This is a genomic window from Streptomyces sp. LZ34 (genome assembly GCF_053890475.1).
Genome location: NZ_CM132680.1, coordinates 5,344,647 through 5,364,500 on the forward strand (window position 1 = coordinate 5,344,647; position 19,854 = coordinate 5,364,500).

Sequence of the window (19,854 nt, forward strand, 5' to 3'; positions counted from 1 at the left end):
GGAGAACCCGCCGGATGACCACGACCGCGATAGCGCGCAAGTGGCACACCACAGCAGAGGTCGCCAACATGCTCGGCTTCGGCCTGTCCAAGACCAAGATGCTTGTCCTCACCGGCGAAATCCGCTCGGTCAAGGTCGGCCGTAACCGGCGCATCCTCCCGGCCTGGGTGGACGAGTACATCAACCGCTGCGCTCAGGACGAGACCGAGAGGTGGTCCGCATGAGCGGCAAGCGCAGCAACGGTGAAGGCTCCATCTACCCCTACAAGAACGGCTTCGCCGCCTACGCCTGGGTCACCACCCCGGACGGCAAGAAGAAGCGCAAGTACGTCTACGGCAAGACGCGGACCGAGGTCCACGATAAGTGGATCAAGCTTCACACCGAGGCGAAGAAGGGGCCGGTGGCCACCTCCGCCCCCACGTTGGCGCAGTACCTCGCCTACTGGCTGCGAGAGGTCGTCGGGCCGGACCTCAAACCCAAGACGGCCGAGACGTACGCCATGCACGTACGCCTCTACATCTCCCCCGGCCTCGGCGCAAAGCGGCTCGACAAGCTCACCGTGCGCGACGTTCGGACCTGGGTGAACAAGCTGCTTGAGCAATGCCAGTGCTGCGCCCAGGGCAAGGACGCCGCACGCCCGAAGGAGGACAAGAACCCAGCCCGTCGGCAACGGTGCTGCGCGATTGGCCGGTGCTGCGGCCAAGTCGCGTCCCGGCGTACCGTCCAGGACGCCCGCGCGGTCCTCCGCTCGGCGCTCACGAACGCCATGACGGAAGAGCTGATCACGAAGAACGTGGCCGCTCTGGTCAAGGTCCGCTCCGGCCGGAAGCGGAAGCGCGAGCCGTGGTCGGTGGAGGAGGCGCGGACGTTCCTGGAGGCGGCGCGGAAGGCAGGCGACCCGCTTTATCCGGCATACGTGCTGATCCTGGTCCTCGGCTTCCGGCGCGGTGAAGTCCTCGGTCTGACCTGGGAGAGCGTCAATCTCGACGCGGGAGAGATCACCGTGGAGCGTCAGTTGCAGCGCATCAACCGCCAGCTGGTGCACGACGAGACGAAGACGGAGGCTTCCACGGCGACCCTGCCCCTCCCCCAGATCTGCGTCACGGCGTTGCAGCTCCGCCAGAAGGCGCAGGAGACAGCCAAGCAAGCGGCCCGGGACCTGTGGACGGACTCGGACTTCGTCTTCACCACGCGGTACGGGACACCGATCGAGCCCAGGAACTTCAACCGTGAGTTCACCGCCCGGTCGGCGAAGGCGGGCGTACGCGGAATCCGGCTGCACGACACCCGTCACACCTGCGGGTCGCTGCTCGCCGCCCTGGACGTGCACCCGCGCATCGCGATGCAGATCCTCCGGCACAGCAAGATCGCCGTGACGATGGAGGTCTACACCCACGTCCCCTCCGAGGCGACCCGTCGGGCGCTGCGGAAGCTCGGCAAGCACCTGGGCGGGACGGACCGAAAGTAGCTGCTGTACTTCGCTGCTGTACGGCACCAAAAAGCCCCCGCCGGATTTCCCCGGCGGGGGCTTTGAGCTGTGTGGACCTGAGGGGATTTGAACCCCTGACCCCCTCGATGCGAACGAGGTGCGCTACCAGTCTGCGCCACAGGCCCTTGCAGCGAGTGAAACTCTAGCATCCCCTCCGGGGTGCTTGGAAATCCGTTCCCCGCCGGTGCCAGGCCGGTCCGCGCTGGTCAGGGTCACTCGTTGGCGGCGCGCGGGCGGTCCTCGTCCGCGTACTGGTCGAACAGGGGGGTGCGGCCCCGCTCACGGGGGGTGCGGGGGGCGGCGGGCTGTGGGGCGGCGGGGTCGGGGCACTGGCCGGGTTCCGCGGTGCTGGAGCGGGCGGAGCTCCAGGCGTCGGGGGCGCCCAGGTCGACGCTGCCGGTGGCGCGGGGGGCGACGGGCGCGGTGACGTAGGTGGGCAGGGGGACGGGCACCGGCTCCCAGCTCTCGCCGGTGGAGGGGCCGCGCTCGCGCGCGCGCTGCTGGTCCACCCACTCCGCGTGGTCGGTCTGCTCGACCAGGGCACGGCGGCCGGCCGCATGGGGGGAGGCCGTCGGGGTCGCGCGGTCGGCTTCGGCGCGGGCGGGCGGCTCGACGGGGCCGTCGTCGGCGGCGGGGTCCTTGGCGGGCGGGCGGGGGTGCGGGCGGCGTTCGCGGAGGCGCTGGGCGGCCAGCTCGGCACGGCGCTGGTCCATGGTGAAGGCGAAGCGGCGGCGCTCCTGCGTGCGGAGGTGGGCGATGTACGCGCTCAGCAGGACGGCAGGGAGGCCCGGGGCCCACAGGAAGGCGAGTCCGCCGACCGCCGCGACGACCGCGCCGAGGGTGAAGGCGAGGAAGAGGACGATGGTGGTGCGCCGACGGCGCGCGAGCGCCTTCGCGCGCCGGCTGCGGGCCGCCGCGGCCGTGGGGGCCGGGCCGGAGTGGCCGGAAGGGCCGGAAGGGCCGGAAGGCGAGGCCGGGGCGGGGGCGTCGGCGGGTGGGGCGGCAGGGGGTGGCACGGGCGTACGCATGGTCACGGGGTCGGCGAAGGCCCGGACGTCGACCGCGTCGGTCACGGCGTCCGGGTCGGCCACGCGCCGGTCCGGGGCGGCGGGGTCTCCCCCGGCCTCGGGGCGGTCCGTGTCGTCGGCGCGGTCCTCCTGGCCCTCCAGGCCCCCGAGGGCCTCGAGCTCCGCCCGTTCCTTGGCGTAACGACGCTCCATTCCCGCCCGTCCGGACAGCAGCCGGATGGCGGTACTGAAGCGCTCCGTGGGACGGGCTTCATTGAGCTCGTCCTGCCTACGGAGCCACATCGGCACCAAATAGGCGGCCCAGGCCCCGACGATGACTGCATAGATGAGGCCACTGCTGCTCACGGTCACACGGTAGAGGGGTCCGCGCGAGGCCATCTGCCAATTGGCGCGGTGTGTCGCACGATCTGGCTGATATCTCGAACTTTTTTTGTGATTGGTGGGATGACCAGGTTGGGAATGTACTCAAATGCCGGGCGATTTCGAACACATATTTTATTTCTGCGATGCGCCAGGTCTCATCCGGTGCCACCGGGCCAGCAGCCCCTCCGGCAACTCCTCCGCCGTGAGGGCGAAGACCAGGTGGTCACGCCAGGCGCCGTCGATGTGGAGGTAGCGGGGCCGCAGCCCTTCCTCGCGGAATCCCAGTTTTTCCACCACGCGCCGGCTCGGTGCGTTCTCGGGCCGGATGCACACCTCGATGCGGTGCAGTCCGACCGTACGGAAGCAGTGGTCGGTGGCGAGCGCGACGGCGGTCGGCATCACACCGCGACCGGCGACCGCCTCGTCGATCCAATAGCCGATATGGCCCGAGCACATCGAACCCCAGGTGATCCCGGCCACCGTCAGCTGTCCGGCCAGCCGTCCCCGGTATTCGATGACGAACGGCAGCATCCGCCCGGCGTGCGCCTCGGCGCGCAGATGGCGGACCATCTGGCGGTAGGTGGGCCGGTGGGTGACAGGGCCGCCGGGCGGGGGCGGCGGAATGGTGGCCTCCCAGGGGCGCAGCCACTCGCGGTTGCGCTGGTTGACCTCGCGCCAGGCGCGCTGGTCGCGCAGCTTTATGGGGCGGAGGACCGTGTCGCCGTCCGCCAGCACGACCGGCCAGAGCGCGTTCAGCTCGCGCTCCCGGCAGAACCGGTAAGACCGGTGGGGCCGGCGGGATCAGGAGGGTCGGCGGGTCTGGGGTGGTCGCCGCCGCGCAGCTGCTCGACCGCGTGGACCAGAATCCGCCCCAGGACCGCGAGACCGTCCCGTACGCCGCCGGTCGACCCGGGCAGGTTGACGATCAGGGTGGTGCCGGCGACCCCGGCCAGGCCGCGGGAGAGCGCGGCGGTGGGCACCTTGGCCAGCCCCTCGGCGCGGACGGCCTCCGCGATGCCCGGAATCTCGTAGTCGAGCACCCGGCGGGTCGCCTCGGGGGTGTGGTCGGTGGGGGAGATCCCCGTGCCGCCCGTGGTCACGACCACATCGTACGAAGCGGCCACCGCCTCGCGCAGGGCCGCCTCCACCGGGTCACCGTCGGGGACCACGCGCGGCCCGTCGACCGCGAGGCCCAGCGCCGCCAGCCCCTCCACGAGCAGCGGGCCGCCCTTGTCGGCGTAGACCCCGGCGGCGGCGCGGTTGGAGGCGGTGACGACCAAGGCGCGGTAGGTCGGCGAGCCGCTCATGCCCGGTTCCAGTCGCCGGACTTCCCGCCTGTCTTCTCCTCCACCCGTACGTCCGTGATGACTGCGGACTTGTCCACGGCCTTGACCATGTCAATCACCGTCAGCGCGGCCACGCTGACCGCCGTCAGGGCCTCCATCTCGACGCCCGTACGGTCGGTGGTGCGGACCGTGGCGGTGATCTCCACCGCGTCGTCGGCTACCGCGAGGTCCACGGTCACGCCCGAGAGTGCGAGTGGATGGCACAGCGGGATCAGGTCCGGGGTGCGCTTGGCGCCCATGATGCCCGCGATGCGCGCGGTGGCGATGGCGTCGCCCTTGGGGACGCCATCGCCGCGCAGCAGTTCCACGACGCGCGGGGCGACGAGCACGCGGCCGCTGGCGCGGGCGGTGCGGGCGGTGACGTCCTTGTCCGAGACGTCGACCATGCGCGCCGCGCCCGATGGGTCGAGGTGGGTGAGATGGTCCTGGGCGCTGCTCATCGTTCTCCCGGTCCGGGCCAGGTGGCTCCTGTGGGACGACACCGTACCCGCAGCGGGCGGCGGTCAGGCGCCTAGGTGAGCAGGACGACGTCCACTTCGGCGCCGGCGGCGACCTCCGTGGTCTCCTCGGGGACGACGATCAGCGCATTGGCGTGCGCGAGCGCCTTGACCAGGTGGGATCCGGCGCCACCCACAGGGGTGACAAGGCCGGTCTCGGCGTCCATCCCCGGCGGCTCGTACCAGCCGCGCAGGAACTGGCGCCGTCCCCGCGGGGAGGACGTGACGCCCTCGGGGCAGCGCGCCCGCACGATGGGGCGGTGGACGGGGCCGGTGCCCATCAGGGTGCGGATGGCGGGCCGTACGAACAGCTCGAAGGAGACATAGGAGCTGACCGGGTTCCCGGGGAGGGCGATGAACGGGACACGGTCCGGGCCGACCCGCCCGAAGCCCTGGGGCTTGCCCGGCTGCATGGCCAGCTTGCGGAAGTCGACCTCCCGCATGGCCTCCTTGACCACGTCGTACGCGCCGACGCTGACGCCGCCGCTGGTGACCACGATGTCCGCCCGGCTCAGCTGGTCCTCGATGGTCGCCCGCAGCGTCCCGGCGTCATCGGCGACCGCGCCCACCCGGTAGGCGATCGCCCCGGCGTCCCGCGCGGCGGCGGTGAGCTGGAAACTGTTGGAGTCGTGGATCCGGCCCGGGCCCGCCTCCTGGCCGGGCTGGACCAGCTCGCTGCCGGTCGACAGCACCACCACGCGCGGCCGCGGCCGCACCCTGACGGCGGCGCGCCCGAGCGCGGCCAGCAGACCGATCTGCGGCGCCCCCAGGACCGTGCCGGCGCGCAGCGCCAGCTCGCCCGCCCCGGCGTCGCAGCCGCGGGGGCGCACATGCTGCCCGGCCGAGGCCGGGCGGTACACCCGCACCCTGCCGCTCGCGCCTTCGGGGGCCTCGCTGTGGGCGGGCATGGCGGCGACCGGGCCCCGGCCGAGGCCGCCGTCGGTCCACTCGACGGGCACGACGGCCTGGGCGCCGGGCGGCAGCGGGGCGCCGGTCATGATGCGGGCGGCCTCGCCGGGGCCGACGGCGGGCGCGGTCTCACTGCCCGCCGCGATGTCTCCGACGACGGTGAGCACCGCGGGGTAGTCCTCCGTCGCCGCCGCGATGTCGGCCGTACGGACGGCGTAGCCGTCCATGGAGCTGTTGTCGAACGGCGGGAGGGCGGAGGGGACGGTGACGTCCTCGACGAGGACGCACCCCTGGGCGTCGAGCAGCTGCAGCTCGATGGGGTCGAGGGGGTGGAGATGGCCGAGGATGTCGTCGAGGTGCTCGGCCACCGTCCAGAAGCGGTCCTCACCCCGGCCCCCGCCCCGGTCCTCGCTGCCCCGGTCCTCGCCCCGGCCCGGTCCGGACGCGCCGGGCCGCGGGCCCCGGCCCGGCTCCTGGCCCGGGCCCTGGTCGGTGGCGCGTGCTGCGGTGCTGCTCACAGTGCTACATCTCCTCGGTGACGTAACGGCGAAGCCAGTCCCGGAAGTCCGGGCCCAGGTCTTCACGTTCGCACGCGAGTCTGACAATGGCACGCAGATAGTCGCCACGGTCGCCTGTGTCGTACCGGCGCCCCTTGAAGACGACCCCGTGGACCGGCCCGCCGAGGTCCGGATCGGCGGCGAGCGCCTGGAGGGCGTCGGTGAGCTGGATCTCGCCGCCGCGCCCGGGCTCGGTGGCGCGCAGCACGTCGAAGACGGCGGGGTCGAGGACATAGCGGCCGATGACGGCGTAGTTGCTGGGCGCGTCGGCCGGGTCCGGCTTCTCGACGAGCCCGGTCACCCGCACCACGTCCCCGTCCATGGTCGGCTTGACGGCGGCGCAGCCGTAAAGGTGGATCTGGGCGGGGTCCACCTCCATCAGGGCGATGACGCTGCCGCCGTGCTGCTCCTGCACCTCGACCATGTGGGACAGGAGCGGATCGCGGGCATCGATGAGGTCGTCGCCGAGGAGGACGGCAAAAGGCTGGTCACCGACGTGCGGGGCGGCGCAGAGCACGGCGTGGCCGAGGCCCCTGGGGTCGCCCTGGCGGACGTAGTGCATGGTCGCGAGATCGCTGGACTCCTGGACGCGGGCGAGTCGGGTCTCGTCGCCCTTGCGGCTCAGGGCCTCTTCGAGCTCGTAGTTGCGGTCGAAGTGGTCCTCCAGGGGCCGCTTGTTACGGCCGGTGATCATGAGCACATCGGACAGCCCGGCGGTGACGGCTTCCTCGACGACGTACTGGATCGCCGGCTTGTCGACGACCGGCAGCATCTCCTTGGGGGTGGCCTTCGTCGCCGGCAGGAAGCGGGTTCCGAGCCCCGCGGCGGGGATGACAGCCTTGCTGATCCGAGTACGCGCTTGAGTCATGTACTGAACCCTATCGGGTGCCTTTGAGCGCTTGATGAGGGTTCGATGAATATGACATGAGACAGGGAGTTTGTGCACTCAGTGATCAACGTCGAAGGTAGTAAGCCGGAGTTGCGGCGAAGTCTCATCGCGGTGAGGGCCAGGTTGACGGCGGATGACATCGCGGACGCCCAGTCGCGTCTGGCGTGTCGCGCGCTGGAGCTGCCGGAGCTCGCGGGGGCGGGGACGGTGGCCGCGTATGTCTCGGTGGGCAGCGAGCCCGGCACGCGGGACCTGAGGAAGTCGCTGCGCGCGCGGGGCGTACGGGTGCTGCTCCCGGTTCTGCGGGAGGACAACGACCTCGACTGGGGCCAGGACGAGGGGCCCGACCGGCTGGTGCGCGCAAAGCGGGGGCTGCTGGAGCCGGACGGACCGCGGCTGGGCCCCGACGCGGTCACCGGGGCGGACGTCGTGCTGCTGCCCGGGCTCGCGGTGGACCGCCGCGGACTGCGCCTGGGCCGCGGCGGCGGCTCGTACGACCGGGTGCTGGCCCGGCTGGACCGGGCGGGGGCCCGCCCGGCGCTGGTGGTGCTGCTGTACGACGGCGAGGTGCTGGACGAGGTCCCGGGCGAGGCCCACGACCGGCCGGTGCAGGCGGCGGTGACGCCCTCGGCGGTGCACCGCTTCCGGGCCCTGTAGGCGTACCGCTTCCCCGGCCCTGTAGGCGCACCGCTTCGGTCCCCATACGCCCGCACGCCCCCCGCGAAACCTGCCCGCCGTACGGGCGGGGGTCTCGCGGGGGGCGTGCGTCAGCGCGGACGGGGAAGGGGTCAGGGCGTGAGCGCCAGCTCGTCGTCCGTCGACTTCTTCACCGCGCTCTTACTGAAGGACCAGGGCAGCAGCTCGCCCTTCGCCCACTTCTCCGTCTGGTCGGTGTAGTGCGCGTTGTAGGCGTGCCCGGAGGCGCCGGTGAGGTTGATCCACCGCGACTTGTCCAGGTCGTCGAGGTTGACGACCATCCGCATGGACGGCACCCAGGTGACACCGTAGCCGCCCGCCGCGTTCCACCCGGTGGCGTTGACCGCGGCCTCGCCGCCGGCCAGGTTCCAGGGGCCGCGGTTGAGGAGCCACTGCACCACGCCCGGGCCGTCGGTGCCCAGGGTCTGGTTCTTCAGCGTCAGCCGGTGCAGCCGGCCCCAGCTCCAGCTGTTGATGTCCTTGCCCAGCTTGGCGGTGAGCTCGGCGCGCGCGTCCTTCATGGCCTGGGCCAGAAGCTCGTCCCGGTTGGTCGCGGCGGGCTCGAGGCGGGTGCCGGTGGTCTTCCACCAGTGGTTCTTCGGATCCTTGATGATCTTCCGGAGGATCTCGTACCAGCGGTCGCCGCCGTCCGGCTGGGCCGACGCCGCGTCGCGCTGGCCGCACTCGGTGACCAGCCGGGCCTTGCCGTTCAGGTCCTCGGCGGGGCCGGAGTCATCGGCGGGGCGGACCCGCAGACACTGGCCCTCCACCCGCAGCTCCTTCGGGAGTTTGTTTCCGAACGCGAGCATAAGGACGTTGCGATAAACGGCGTTGAAGTAGGCGGCGGCCGGGGAGTCCGAGTCCTGGGTGTAGTCCCAGCCCTCCAGGAGCTTCTGCGCGCCCCTGACGAAGCTGTCCTTGACGTCGATCTTCAGCAGGTACGGGGTCAGCAGCTCGGCGATCTCGCTGCTGTTGTCCATCTGCATGGACTGCATGTCGTCGGTCGAGATCTTGCCGCCGTCCTTGATCTTCGACTCGATCAGGTCGGTTATCCGCTGGCTGCGCGCCCCGTATCCCCAGTCGTCGGTCAGCTGGTACTTGTAGTCCTTGCCTATGACGGCCTGGTTGGCGGTGACGATGTAGCCGCGCTTGGGGTCGTAGTCCCAGGGCAGCTCGGCCTGCGGGATGTAGCCGTTCCACTCGTAGCGCGAGTCCCAGCCGGGCGCCGGGTAGCGGCCGTCCCCCTTGGCGCGCGTGGGGATCTTGCCGGGCGCCTGGTAGCCGATGTGGTTCTTGGTGTCGGCGTAGATCAGGTTCTGGGAGGGGACGGCGAAGTCGCGGGCCGCCTTGCGGAAGTCGGTGAAGTTCTTGGCGGTGTTGAGCCCGAAGACCGCGTCCATGGTTTTGGACGGGTCCAGTGCGGTCCAGCGCAGCGCGACCGCGTAGCCGTCGCCGCGGTCGGGGGCCACGTCGCCGACGTCGCTGCCGACCGGTGCGCTCTTGCCGACGTCCCCGAGCTCGTCGTCGCGGTCGGAGACGATCGGGCCGTGCCGGGTGGAGCGGACGGTGATCGTCCGGGACTTGCCGCCGGCGACCTTGATGGTCTCCTCGCGGGTCTTGAAGGGGACCTGCTTGCCGTCGTAGAGGTAGCCCTGGTCGGTGACCTTCTCCAGGTAGAGGTCGGTCACGTCCGCACCCAGGTTGGTCATGCCCCAGGCGATGTTCTGGTTGTGGCCTATGACGACCCCTGGCATGCCGGAGAACGTGAAGCCCGCCACGTCGTACGGGCACGCGGTGCTGACCTGGTTGCAGTGCAGGCCCATCTGGTACCAGACGGACGGCAGCTGCGGGGCCAGGTGCGGGTCGTTGGCGAGCAGCGGCTTGCCTGTGGTCGTGTACCGGCCCGCGATCACCCAGGAGTTGGAGCCGATGCCGGTGCCGTTCGGGCCGAGCAGCGCCGGGACGTCGTCGAGGGTCTTGGAGAGCGAGGAGAGCTGGGTCTGGAAGCCCTGGGTGGCGCCCGCGACCCCGTTCGCGGTGGAGTCGGCGGAGGTGTCCGACGCGCTCGCCTTGGGGTCGAACGCGCCGGTGGTCCCGTCCACCGCGCCGCCGTCCACGATCGGCTTGTTGCGGCTGTACGGGTAGGCCGGGTACAGCTCTTCGATCTCCTTGGCGCTCAGGCGGTTGGAGGCCAGGGCGCGGTCGACCTCGTCCTGCATATTGCCGCGCAGATCCCATGCCATGGCCTTGAGCCAGGCCACCGAGTCGACCGGGGTCCACTTCTCGGGCTTGTAGTCGTGCTCGAACTCCAGGGCCGCGTACTCGACGGACAGTTCCTTGCCCTGGTGGTCCGCGAGATAGGCGTTGACCCCGTCGGCATAGGCCCGCAGATACTTCTTGGTGGTCGGCGACAGCTTGGTGTCGTACTCCCGCTGCGCGATCCGGTGCCAGCCCAGGGTGCGCAGGAACGCGTCGGTCTCCACCTGTCCGGAGCCGAACATCTCCGAGAGCCTACCGGCCGTCATATGGCGGCGTACGTCCATCTCCCAGAAGCGGTCCTGGGCCTGGACGAACCCCTGGGCGCGGAAGAGGTCCTCGGGGGTGTCGGCGTAGATCTGCGGTATCCCATTGCCGTCGCGCTTGACCTGTACAGGCCCGGACAGCCCCTGGAGCTGCAGCGATCCCGTGGTCTCCGGGAAAGAGGCACGGACCGTACTGATGCTCCAGTACGTGCCGTATCCGACGCCCCCCACGAGCAGCAGCACGACTGCGATCACGATCAGGCGGGCACGTCGCCCCTTCTTTTTTTTGCCAGAAGGGCCGTTTTTGTTGGCGGGCATCGCTGTCCTTCGAGGGGCAGGGTGATCCTGGAGTGCTGGAGCAACCATAGGCGCAGCGCTGTCGCCGCCCCTACGCGGAGTCATGACTGGGGCCACCCACCGGCCACCACCCGCGAAAAATCCATGTGAGCCACTCGCGTCAAGAACCCGTAAAATGTTAGGTAAGGCAATGAAGTTCCGGTCGGTCGGGGAGCCTTCCGGCCGCTCCTGTGAGAAAGGTTCGGCCCCTGACTGTCCACCACCTCAACGAACTCCTGCTGATCTGCTCACTCGTCCTGCTGGTGGCCGTGGCGGCCGTCAGGGTCTCGACGCGCAGCGGGCTGCCGACCCTGCTCATCTACCTCGGCCTCGGCGTCGCGATCGGGCAGGACGGGATCGGCATCGTCTTCGACGATGCCGAGCTCACACAGGTCCTCGGGTATGCCGCCCTTGTGGTCATCCTGGCCGAGGGTGGCCTCGGCACGAAGTGGCGAGAAATCAAACCCGCCCTGCCGCTCGCCGCGGTGCTGTCCACGGTGGGGGTCGCGGTGAGCGTCGGGGTCACGGCGACGGCCGCGCACTACCTGGTCGGGCTCGACTGGCGGCAGGCGCTGATCATCGGTGCGGTGGTGTCGTCCACGGACGCGGCGGCGGTCTTCTCGGTGCTGCGCAAGGTGCCGCTGCCCAGGAGACTCACGGGCGCCCTGGAAGCCGAGTCCGGCTTCAACGACGCCCCGGTGGTGATCCTGGTGGTCGCCTTCTCCGCCCAAGGCGTGATCGACCCGTGGTACGCGCTGCTCGGCGAGATCGCCCTGGAGCTGGCCATCGGCGCCGTGGTGGGGCTGGCGATCGGCTGGCTGGGGGCGTACGGCCTGCGGCATGTGGCGCTGCCCGCCTCGGGCCTGTACCCGATCGCGGTGATGGCGATCGCCGTGATCGCGTACGCGGGCGGGGCGCTGGCCCACGGCTCCGGCTTCCTCGCCGTCTACCTGGCATCGTTGATCTTGGGGAACGCGAAGCTGCCGCACTGGCCCGCGACGCGCGGCTTCGCCGAGGGGCTCGGCTGGATCGCGCAGATCGGGATGTTCGTGCTGCTCGGCCTGCTGGTGACCCCGCACGAACTGGGCGACGACGTCTGGCCGGCCATCGGCGTCGGGATGGCGCTGACCATGGTGGCCCGGCCGGTCTCGGTGCTGGTCAGCACCGTGCCCTTCCGGGTGCCGTGGCGGGAGAAGGCACTGCTGTCGTGGGCGGGGCTGCGCGGCGCGGTGCCGATTGTGCTCGCCACCATCCCCATGGTCTCGAACGTGCCCGAAAGCCGCCGCGTCTTCAACATCGTCTTCGTGCTGGTGATCGTCTACACCCTGGTGCAGGGCCCGACGCTGCCCTGGCTCGCGCGCCGGCTGCGCCTGGGCGAGGAGGAGGCGGCGGCGGACCTCGGCATCGAGTCGGCGCCGCTGGAGCGGCTGCGCGGGCATCTGCTGTCGGTGTCGATCCCCAGGGACTCCAAGATGCACGGCGTGGAGATCGGCGAGCTGCGGCTGCCGACGGGGGCCGCGGTCACCCTGGTCGTACGGGACGGGAAGAGCTTTGTGCCGCAGCCCTCGACCGTGCTGCGGCGCGAGGACGAGCTGCTGGTCGTGGCCACGGACCCGGTGCGGGACGCGGCGGAGGAGCGGCTGCGGGCGGTGGGCCGGGGCGGCAAGCTGGCAGGCTGGCTGGGCACGACCGGCCAGTGACGGTCGGGCCGCGTGGCCGGCGGGTCGAGCCGCGTGTCATGGGTCACCGTATGGCCCGCCGCAGTGGACTGGCGGGCGGGAATACTGCACTATTGAGCGTCGTTAGCACTCATCGAGTGAGAGTGCCAGGAGGAGTAAGTGCCGACCTATCAGTACCAGTGCACCGAGTGCGGCGAGGGCCTCGAGGCGGTGCAGAAGTTCAGCGACGACGCGCTCACCGAGTGCCCCAACTGCAACGGACGCCTGAAGAAGGTGTTCTCGGCGGTCGGCATCGTCTTCAAGGGCTCGGGCTTCTACCGGAACGACAGCCGCGGCTCCTCGTCCGGCAGCAAGGGCGGCGGCTCGGCCAAGCCGGCGGCCGCGAAGAGCGAGGGCTCCTCGTCTTCCTCCTCCTCGTCGGACACGTCTTCGTCGTCCTCCTCCAGCTCTTCCTCGGGCTCGTCGGGCTCTTCGTCGAGTTCTTCGTCGTCGACCACGTCGAGCAGCACCTCGTCGGCCGCCTGACGCGCGGCTGCCGCCCCTGTGGCCGCCTCGGCCGCCTCAAAAGCGCATACGACATCCCGCCGTCTCCCTCTGAGGGAGGCGGCGGGATGTCGTATGCGCGGACGGCGCTGGCTAAGAGCCATCCCGTAGGTCTTGGTGGGATGGTCCGGTATGCGGTCGCAGCGCTCCGGCGTGGTCCTTGTGCCGCTCGTTCGCGGGTCGGGTCTCATCCGGGATTGCCACGGCGCATGTCCGGAATCTGTCGAGCAGAGGCGCGCCACCAGGCTGGATGCGTGGTAGGCGAGCTGCCACGTGACTCGCGGCCCGAAGGTGCGGCGTCTCGCCGTGGTTGACTCGACGGGGCTTCTTGCAGCCCACCATGAGAACGACGACAATCCGACGAAGTCACGGCCTTCTTCAGACTGCCCGGAAATCACTTACGGGATAAGTCTTAGGGTGATCGCATGGCGGAGACCAGCAGCACACATGCGGAGATAGCGGAGATTGGGGTCATCGGCGGGTCGGGGTTCTACTCCTTCCTCGACGATGTGACCGAGATCACCGTCGAGACCCCCTATGGCGCGCCGAGCGACTCGCTCTTCTTCGGCGAGGTCGCGGGGCGGAGGGTCGCCTTCCTCCCGCGCCACGGCCGCAAGCACCACCTCCCCCCGCACCGGATCAACTACCGCGCCAATCTGTGGGCGCTGCGCTCGGTCGGCGTGCGGCAGGTCTTCGGCCCGTGCGCGGTGGGCGGGCTGCGGCCGGAGTACGGACCGGGGACGCTGCTGGTGCCGGACCAGCTGGTGGACCGTACGAAGGGCCGCGCCCAGAGCTATTTCGACGGCGAGGCGCTGCCGGACGGGCGGGTGCCGAACGTGGTGCACACCACCTTCGCCGATCCGTACTGCCCCACGGGGCGGCAGGTCGCGGTGGCGGCGGCGCGCGGGCGCGACTGGGAGCCGGTGGACGGCGGCACCCTGTGCGTGATCGAGGGGCCGCGCTTCTCCACCCGGGCCGAGTCGCGGTGGCATGCGGCACAGGGGTGGTCGGTGGTCGGCATGACGGGGCATCCGGAAGCGGTGCTGGCCCGTGAACTGGAGCTCTGCTACACGTCGTTGACGCTGGTCACGGATCTCGACGCGGGGGCGGAGACGGGCGAGGGAGTCTCGCACGGCGAGGTGCTGCGGGTGTTCGGGGAGAACCTGGAGCGGCTGCGCGACGTGCTGTTCGACGCGGTGGGCGCACTGCCGGCCACCGAGGCGCGGGACTGCCTGTGCGCGCATGGGCACGACGGCTGGGACCTGGGGATCGAACTGCCGTAGCGGTCGATGGGCTTACCCGCGCGAGTGACGGAGTTATCCACACCCTGGGGGTTGTGCACAGGCCCGAGCGGGATTTGGCGAGGGCGGGCATCGTGAAGGGGCCAGAAGCTCCCGGCCTCTCACGACAGGCGGTGATTGCCGTGTCCGACCCGTTCCTCCGCTCTCCATCCCCTTCACCCTCTCTTTCGCCTCCTTCATCTTCTTCATTGCCTTCGTCGCTTTCAGCCGCATCCCGGCCGCGCTCGGCTCCGTCCTGGGCCGAGCGGGCCCGGCGCACTCCCCCGACGGGCGTGGTGCCGCAGTTCGGGCCGGTGCGGGTGGGCCGCGGCGGACATCGGCTGCGGCGCGCGTTACGGCGGCGACGGCGCTCGATGGCGGCGGGTCTGGCGATGACCGCGGCCGCGCTGGCCGCCGCCGCGCCCTCCGGCGGCCCCAACCCGCGTCCGGCGGCGTCCTCGCCGCCGGACAGCGGCCGACGCGAGCCGCGTCCGGCCGTGGTGTCCGCGCCGGTCCGAATCGCCGACGGGGCGGCAGTGCGGCTGCTGCGCCCCGGCGACCGAGTGGATGTGCTGGCCACGCTGGGCGCCGGTCAGGACCGTGGCCCCGCCGCCGCGCACGTGGTCGCTCGTGGCGCGCGGGTGACCGCGGTGCCGCGGCCGGGGCGTGTGGCGGCGGCTGACGTCGAGACCGGAGACTTCGGAGCGGCGGGAGGCGGAGCGCTGGTGGTGCTCGCCGTGCCGCGGCCGACCGCGGCGGCCCTGGCCGGTGCGGCGGCCACATCGAGGTTGGCGGTGGCGCTGTGCCGATCTTGACCGTAAGTTGCGGAACCGTCCGCTCCAGAACCGGTGCGGCGAGAGAGAGGCAAAGGGTTGAGCGAGGAGAAGAAGAGCGTCGTGGAGGGCTTCAAGGCCTTCCTGATGCGCGGCAACGTCATCGATCTGGCCGTCGCGGTCGTGGTCGGAGCCGCGTTCACGGGTGTTGTGAACTCCATAGTGAAGGGCTTGATCAATCCGGTCGTCGGCGCCTTCGGCACCAAGGACCTGGAGAAGTACCGCTCCTGCCTGGAGGCCCCCTGCGAGACGAACGCCGCGGGCGAGGTCACAAGGGGCATTCCCCTCCTCTGGGGGACCGTGCTGAGCTCCGTGCTCACCTTCCTGATCACGGCGGCGGTGGTGTACTTCCTGATGGTGCTGCCGATGTCGCGCTATCTGGCTCGGAAGGCCGCCAAGGAGCGGCAGGAAGAAGAGAAGCAGGCCGAGACGGAGAGCGCCGAGATCGCGCTGCTCCGCGAGATAAGGGACGAGCTGGTCGCGCTGCGCGGCAGCGAATCGAGCACCTGAGCCCTCGGGGTTCCAGAGCTCAGAGGTGGTGGGGCGGCTTCTCGTCGAGGAAGCGGGCCAAGTCCGCGGCGCTGTCGGTGCCATCACCGGTGTCGCCGCCGGGCCGACGCTCACCCCAGCCGCGGTCCGTGTCGTCCGAGGACTGCTGCGCCAGCGGATCGTCGAAGATCAGCGCGGCTGCCGGGTCGCGCGGTCCGGGGTCGGGGGCGGTGCTCATGCATCAAGAGTACGACCGGTCGGACGGCGCGTCGGCGGGGGCGTCGGCCAGCTGGTCGTGCCACCACAGGTCCCGGCCGGGCGTCCAGGACACGGGGCGGGCCAGGCGGTGGACGACCAGGACCTTAGGGATCCTCGTGCTGCCCGCCAGCGCCCGGTCGATCAGCGGCTTGAGCGCCTGCGGCTCCCCGCGCCGCCAGTCGCCGTCGGCGGTGATCAGCACCTTCGCGTCCATCCCCGCCAGCCGGTCGCGCAGCTCATCGGTGCGCAGCCCGACGGGGAGGGTGGAGCGTACGGCGTCGAGGCGGCCGCAGGCGAGCGTGGCGATGACTGACTCGGGGATCAGCGGCAGATGCACCGCCACCCGGTCCCCCGCGCGCACGCCGAGCCTGGTCAGCGCCGCCGCCGCCCGACCCGCCTGGTCCAGCAGTTCGGCGTGCGTCAGCTCTTCCTCGCAGTCCGGCTCACTGATCCAGCGGAGGGCCACCCGGGGCATCTGCCGCATGGCGGCGACCAGGGTCGGGAGCTCCTCCGTCCGAGACGTACGGGGCACGTTGGTCTTCCTTCGGACGCGGGCGAACGGCATATCGCACAGCCTGCCGTTGACCAATCAACGTCTGATGAACGTCCTGTTGATGAGGGCCCCGTGCGAGCGCCCCTGCGCCGGCGGCCCCTTCGCCGCGGCTTCCGTGCTACGCATAGCGCCCATGGATACCGACCGGACGACACCCCGACCCGCCCGCCCCGGCCAGGTCGACGCCCTGACGGATGTACCCGGGCTGCGCGTCGGCCATGCGCGGCGGACCGGCGGCGGATGGCTCACCGGCGCGACCGTCGTACTGGCCCCCGAGGGAGGTGTGGTCGCCGCGGTCGATGTCCGAGGCGGCGGCCCCGGCACTCGCGAGACCGACGCCCTCGACCCGCGCAATCTCGTCCAGCGCGTCGACGCCGTCGTGCTGACCGGCGGCAGCGCCTTCGGACTTGACGCCGCCTCCGGGGTGGCCGCCTGGCTGGAGGAGCGGGGCCGCGGCTTCCGGGTCGGCCCCGACCCTGCACAGGTGGTGCCCGTCGTACCGGCCGCCGCCCTGTTCGACCTCGGACGCGGCGGCGACTGGCGGGCCCGGCCGGACGCCGCGCTGGGCCGGGAGGCCATCGAGGCCGCGGCCGGTTCGGACATGGGCGCGCCGGTCGCCCAGGGCAGTGTGGGCGCCGGCACGGGCGCGGTGGCGGGAGGCGTCAAGGGAGGCATCGGATCGGCGAGTGTGGTCCTGCCGTCCGGGATCACCGTGGCCGCCCTGGCCGCGGTCAACGCGGCGGGCTCGGTGGTCGATCCGCTGACGGGCGCGCTGTACGGGGAATGGTTCGCCGAGCCGTACGAGCCGGATGGAGCGGTGCCGGGCGGCCGGGCCCGTCGCCCCGACGAGGCGGAACACGCCAGGGCACAGCGCCGACTGGCCGCCGCCCGGGCCGAGTCGGAGCGGCGTTCGGCGGCCTCCGTGCGGCCGCCGCTGAACACCACTCTGGCGGTGGTCGCCACGGACGCGGCGCTCAGCCGCGCCCAGGCGCAAAAGCTCGCGGGCACGGCGCACGACGGCCTGGCGCGCGCGGTGCGGCCCGTGCATCTGCTGTCCGACGGCGACACGGTCTTCGCCCTGGCGACAGGCGACCGCCCGCTCGTGCCCGAGGGCACCGACGGCGGCCAAGACCCGGCGTTCGGGGTGCATTTGGAGGCCGGGGTGCTGAACGAGGTATTGGCCGCAGGGGCGGATGTGCTGACGCGGGCGGTGGTCAAGGGGGTGCTGGCGGCCGAGGGGGTGGACGGGCCGGGGGGCGTGTTCCCTTCGTACCGCGACCTGTACGGCCCCGGGCAGGCCGGACCGGAGGACGAGACGGACGGCGGGGTGGGAGCCCCGTAGGGAGAGCCCCCGCGAAGACCGGCGCGAGGGAAGTGAGGGGAGCGAGGGGTGAACAACAGTTCCCATTTTTTTCAGTGGATATCCAGGATTCTCAGTGAATATCGTGATGTTGTGAAGCTTTCCGAGTGGGCGGCACGCAACGGCGTGCACTACCAGACCGCGTGGACCTGGGCGAAAGAGGGCCGTATGCCGGTCCCGGTCGTCCAGACGCCGTCCGGTACGTGGCTCGTGACCGAGCCCGCCCCGCAGGCCACCGGGCGGGTCGTGGCGTACTGCCGTGTCTCGTCCGGTGACCAGAAAACAGACCTGGAGCGCCAGGTCGCCCGGACCGTGCAGGGCGCAACGGACCGGGGGCTCACCGTCGCTGACGTGGTGACGGAGGTCGGCTCCGGTGTGAACGGGCGCCGCCGCAAACTGCACCGCCTGCTCGCCGACCCGGATGTGGGGACGATCGTGGTCGAGCACCCAGATCGCCTCGCCCGGTTCGGCGTCGAGCACCTGGAAGCGGCTCTCTCGGCCACGGGACGGCGCCTGGTTGTCCTGGACCCGGCAGAGACCGCCGACGACCTCGTACGGGACATCATCGAGGTCCTGACCTCGATGTGCGCCCGCCTGTACGGCCGCCGCTCCGCGAAGAACCGCGCCGCCCGGGCTGTCGCCGTCGCCACCGGCCCGCAGGTGGCCGGATGAAGAAGTTCAAGCCGCAGCCGGGCTTCACCGTCTTCGCGCACAAGCTCGCGCTGGACCCCAACGCCACGACGACCCGCAACCTGCATTCGCACGGAGGTGCCGCGCGGGCCGCGTACAACTGGGCGGTCGCGTACATCACCGCCGTGTGGTGGCAGCGCAGGGCCGAGCAGTCGTACGGCATACCCGAGGACGAGCTGACCGAGTGGCGGTCATGGTCGCTGCCCTCGCTGCGGAAGGCGTTCAACGAGGACAAGCGCACCAACCCGCGCTTCGCCCACTGGTGGGGGGAGAACTCCAAGGAGGCGTACAACACCGGCCTGGCCAACGCGTCGGCGGCGTTCGACAACTACACGAAGTCCAAGAGCGGTAAGCGCAAGGGCCCAAAGATGGGCATCCCCCGCTTCAAGCCGAAGCGGAAAGCGCGCCTTGCCTGCCGGTTCACCACCGGCACGATCCGCATCGAGCCTGACGGGCGGCACATCACCCTGCCCAGGATCGGCACGGTCCGCCTCCACGAGGACGCCTCCCACCTGAGGGCCCTTGCCGACGCCGGGCATATGCGCATCCTGTCCGCGACCGTACGTCTGGACCGGGGCCGCTGGTTCGTCTCGCTCCAGGTCGAGGAGAAGCACCAGCTGGTGAAAGTCACCCGACCAGGCGCGGCGGTCGGTATCGACCTCGGTATCAAGACGCTGGCCGTCCTCGCGGACAGCGACGGTGTCCTTGGCGAGGAACCCAACCCACGCCACCTCGACCGCGCGCAGAAGCAGCTGCGCCGCGCCAGCCGGGTCGTCTCCCGCCGGCAGGGCCCCGACCGGTGCACCGGGCAGCAGCCGTCGAAGCGCTGGGAGAAGGCCAACCAGGCGCGGAACAAGATCCATCACCGGGTCGCCAACCTTCGCGAGGACACCCTCCACAAGATGACGACCCGCCTTGCTTCCGAGTACGGCACGATCGTCGTCGAAGACCTCAACGTCGCCGGCATGGGCCGCAACCGGCGCCTGTCCCGCCGCGTCGCGGATGCCGCGTTCGGCGAGATCCGACGCCAGCTCACCTACAAGACCCGTCGGCGCGGCACGAGACTCGTCGTCGCCGACCGCTGGTTCCCCTCCTCGAAGACCTGCTCCCGCTGCGGTGCGGTGCGGTGAAAGCCAAGCTGCCCCTGAGCATGCGCGTCTTCGAGTGCGACAACTGCGGCCTCGTCCTCGACCGGGACGCCAACGCCGGACACAACCTGGTCGCCCTCGCGGCCCGCACGACAGGTACCGGAGTGGCCGGAGACCTGGACCCCACCAAGGCGGAGTCGAAGCCCCATGGAGCCGACCGGAAGACCCGCACCACCCGCCCGCGCCGCAAGGCAGGGACGGGGCGGGCAGGTGGCGCAATCCCCAGCCCCAGGCTGGGAAGGAAACGGGAGACCGTCAACAGGACACCGGTGCGCAACTCGCGCTCTGGTGAGACCGTTACGGACCATTCCAGCGGAAACGCCGGGATTGCTGAGATCACTTGATGAACAAAGCAACGGAGCGATGACGGACACCACCGCCATGGACAC

Annotated in this window: 21 protein-coding genes and 1 tRNA gene; 12 read left to right on the forward strand and 10 right to left on the reverse strand. The window is 71.0% G+C overall.

The features are described from left to right. Positions 1 to 14: 14 nt before the first annotated feature. Together ACWY4P_RS21395 and ACWY4P_RS21400 are read left to right on the forward strand one after the other, a co-directional pair. A complete protein-coding gene (locus tag ACWY4P_RS21395; RefSeq protein WP_456212155.1) occupies positions 15 to 224 on the forward strand; it encodes an excisionase family DNA-binding protein in 210 nt (69 codons plus the stop codon). Then, positions 212 to 1,468: a site-specific integrase gene (locus tag ACWY4P_RS21400; RefSeq protein WP_456212156.1), complete on the forward strand. Its 1,257-nt coding sequence runs from the start codon at positions 212 to 214 to the stop codon at positions 1,466 to 1,468. Before ACWY4P_RS21395 ends, ACWY4P_RS21400 begins: the two co-directional genes overlap by 13 nt. 72 nt (positions 1,469 to 1,540) lie before the next feature. Here ACWY4P_RS21400 and ACWY4P_RS21405 read toward each other — a convergent pair. The 7 genes from ACWY4P_RS21405 to galU all read right to left on the reverse strand — a co-directional run bounded on the left by ACWY4P_RS21405 (position 1,541) and on the right by galU (position 7,057). Next, a tRNA-Ala gene (locus tag ACWY4P_RS21405) sits at positions 1,541 to 1,614 on the reverse strand. Positions 1,615 to 1,701: 87 nt separating this feature from the next. Then, positions 1,702 to 2,862, reverse strand: a complete 1,161-nt coding sequence (gene sepX / locus ACWY4P_RS21410) for a divisome protein SepX/GlpR (protein WP_456212157.1) — start codon at positions 2,860 to 2,862, stop codon at positions 1,702 to 1,704. Positions 2,863 to 3,012: 150 nt separating this feature from the next. Further along, positions 3,013 to 3,636, reverse strand: coding sequence for a GNAT family N-acetyltransferase (locus ACWY4P_RS21415; RefSeq protein WP_456213011.1), 624 nt, complete (start codon positions 3,634 to 3,636; stop codon positions 3,013 to 3,015). After that, complete coding sequence (locus ACWY4P_RS21420) at positions 3,633 to 4,187, reverse strand: MogA/MoaB family molybdenum cofactor biosynthesis protein (RefSeq protein WP_456212158.1); 555 nt, start codon at positions 4,185 to 4,187, stop codon at positions 3,633 to 3,635. Before ACWY4P_RS21420 ends, ACWY4P_RS21415 begins: the two co-directional genes overlap by 4 nt. Beyond that, positions 4,184 to 4,666, reverse strand: a complete 483-nt coding sequence (gene moaC, locus ACWY4P_RS21425) for a cyclic pyranopterin monophosphate synthase MoaC (protein ID WP_456212159.1) — start codon at positions 4,664 to 4,666, stop codon at positions 4,184 to 4,186. The genes ACWY4P_RS21420 and moaC overlap by 4 nt, the downstream gene beginning before the upstream one ends. Before the next feature lie 71 nt (positions 4,667 to 4,737). Then, entirely contained in the window at positions 4,738 to 6,150 is a 1,413-nt protein-coding gene (gene glp, locus ACWY4P_RS21430; RefSeq protein ID WP_456212160.1) for a molybdotransferase-like divisome protein Glp, read from the reverse strand. A gap of 4 nt (positions 6,151 to 6,154) precedes the next feature. Beyond that, on the reverse strand, positions 6,155 to 7,057 hold the full coding sequence (gene galU / locus ACWY4P_RS21435; protein ID WP_456212161.1) for a UTP--glucose-1-phosphate uridylyltransferase GalU: 903 nt from the start codon (positions 7,055 to 7,057) through the stop codon (positions 6,155 to 6,157). A 144-nt stretch (positions 7,058 to 7,201) separates the two neighbouring features. Here galU and ACWY4P_RS21440 point away from each other — a divergent pair, with 144 nt between their 5' ends. After that, the gene (locus ACWY4P_RS21440; protein ID WP_456212162.1) at positions 7,202 to 7,735 is read left to right on the forward strand and encodes a 5-formyltetrahydrofolate cyclo-ligase; all 534 of its coding nucleotides are present in this window, start codon (positions 7,202 to 7,204) and stop codon (positions 7,733 to 7,735) included. Positions 7,736 to 7,866: 131 nt separating this feature from the next. Here the strand turns inward: ACWY4P_RS21440 and ACWY4P_RS21445 are convergent, their stop codons facing one another. After that, entirely contained in the window at positions 7,867 to 10,614 is a 2,748-nt protein-coding gene (locus ACWY4P_RS21445; protein WP_456212163.1) for a penicillin acylase family protein, read from the reverse strand. A gap of 209 nt (positions 10,615 to 10,823) precedes the next feature. Between ACWY4P_RS21445 and ACWY4P_RS21450 the strand changes: the two genes are divergently transcribed. The 5 genes from ACWY4P_RS21450 (at position 10,824) to mscL (ending at position 15,477) form a co-directional block, all read left to right on the forward strand. After that, positions 10,824 to 12,332: a potassium/proton antiporter gene (locus ACWY4P_RS21450; protein ID WP_456212164.1), complete on the forward strand. Its 1,509-nt coding sequence runs from the start codon at positions 10,824 to 10,826 to the stop codon at positions 12,330 to 12,332. Positions 12,333 to 12,470: 138 nt separating this feature from the next. Then, positions 12,471 to 12,836, forward strand: coding sequence for an FmdB family zinc ribbon protein (locus ACWY4P_RS21455; protein WP_456212165.1), 366 nt, complete (start codon positions 12,471 to 12,473; stop codon positions 12,834 to 12,836). A gap of 443 nt (positions 12,837 to 13,279) precedes the next feature. Further along, positions 13,280 to 14,137, forward strand: coding sequence for an S-methyl-5'-thioadenosine phosphorylase (locus tag ACWY4P_RS21460; protein WP_456212166.1), 858 nt, complete (start codon positions 13,280 to 13,282; stop codon positions 14,135 to 14,137). A 290-nt stretch (positions 14,138 to 14,427) separates the two neighbouring features. Then, on the forward strand, positions 14,428 to 14,949 hold the full coding sequence (locus ACWY4P_RS21465; protein ID WP_456212167.1) for an RcpC/CpaB family pilus assembly protein: 522 nt from the start codon (positions 14,428 to 14,430) through the stop codon (positions 14,947 to 14,949). 57 nt (positions 14,950 to 15,006) lie between these two features. Further along, complete coding sequence (mscL, locus tag ACWY4P_RS21470; RefSeq protein WP_456212168.1) at positions 15,007 to 15,477, forward strand: large conductance mechanosensitive channel protein MscL; 471 nt, start codon at positions 15,007 to 15,009, stop codon at positions 15,475 to 15,477. Between the two features lie 19 nt (positions 15,478 to 15,496). On the opposite strand, the gene ACWY4P_RS21475 is transcribed toward mscL, so the two are convergent. Together ACWY4P_RS21475 and ACWY4P_RS21480 are read right to left on the reverse strand one after the other, a co-directional pair. Next, positions 15,497 to 15,694, reverse strand: coding sequence for a hypothetical protein (locus ACWY4P_RS21475; protein ID WP_456212169.1), 198 nt, complete (start codon positions 15,692 to 15,694; stop codon positions 15,497 to 15,499). A 3-nt stretch (positions 15,695 to 15,697) separates the two neighbouring features. Further along, complete coding sequence (locus tag ACWY4P_RS21480) at positions 15,698 to 16,246, reverse strand: AMP-binding protein (protein ID WP_456212170.1); 549 nt, start codon at positions 16,244 to 16,246, stop codon at positions 15,698 to 15,700. Positions 16,247 to 16,400: 154 nt separating this feature from the next. Between ACWY4P_RS21480 and ACWY4P_RS21485 the strand changes: the two genes are divergently transcribed. The 4 genes from ACWY4P_RS21485 (at position 16,401) to ACWY4P_RS21500 (ending at position 19,809) form a co-directional block, all read left to right on the forward strand. Beyond that, positions 16,401 to 17,609, forward strand: a complete 1,209-nt coding sequence (locus tag ACWY4P_RS21485) for a P1 family peptidase (RefSeq protein ID WP_456212171.1) — start codon at positions 16,401 to 16,403, stop codon at positions 17,607 to 17,609. Between the two features lie 111 nt (positions 17,610 to 17,720). Beyond that, positions 17,721 to 18,299, forward strand: a complete 579-nt coding sequence (locus ACWY4P_RS21490; protein ID WP_456203957.1) for an IS607 family transposase — start codon at positions 17,721 to 17,723, stop codon at positions 18,297 to 18,299. Next, a complete protein-coding gene (gene tnpB / locus ACWY4P_RS21495; protein WP_456203956.1) occupies positions 18,296 to 19,447 on the forward strand; it encodes an IS607 family element RNA-guided endonuclease TnpB in 1,152 nt (383 codons plus the stop codon). The genes ACWY4P_RS21490 and tnpB overlap by 4 nt, the downstream gene beginning before the upstream one ends. Continuing rightward, positions 19,444 to 19,809: a hypothetical protein gene (locus ACWY4P_RS21500; RefSeq protein WP_456203954.1), complete on the forward strand. Its 366-nt coding sequence runs from the start codon at positions 19,444 to 19,446 to the stop codon at positions 19,807 to 19,809. Before tnpB ends, ACWY4P_RS21500 begins: the two co-directional genes overlap by 4 nt. Positions 19,810 to 19,854 lie beyond the last annotated feature (45 nt).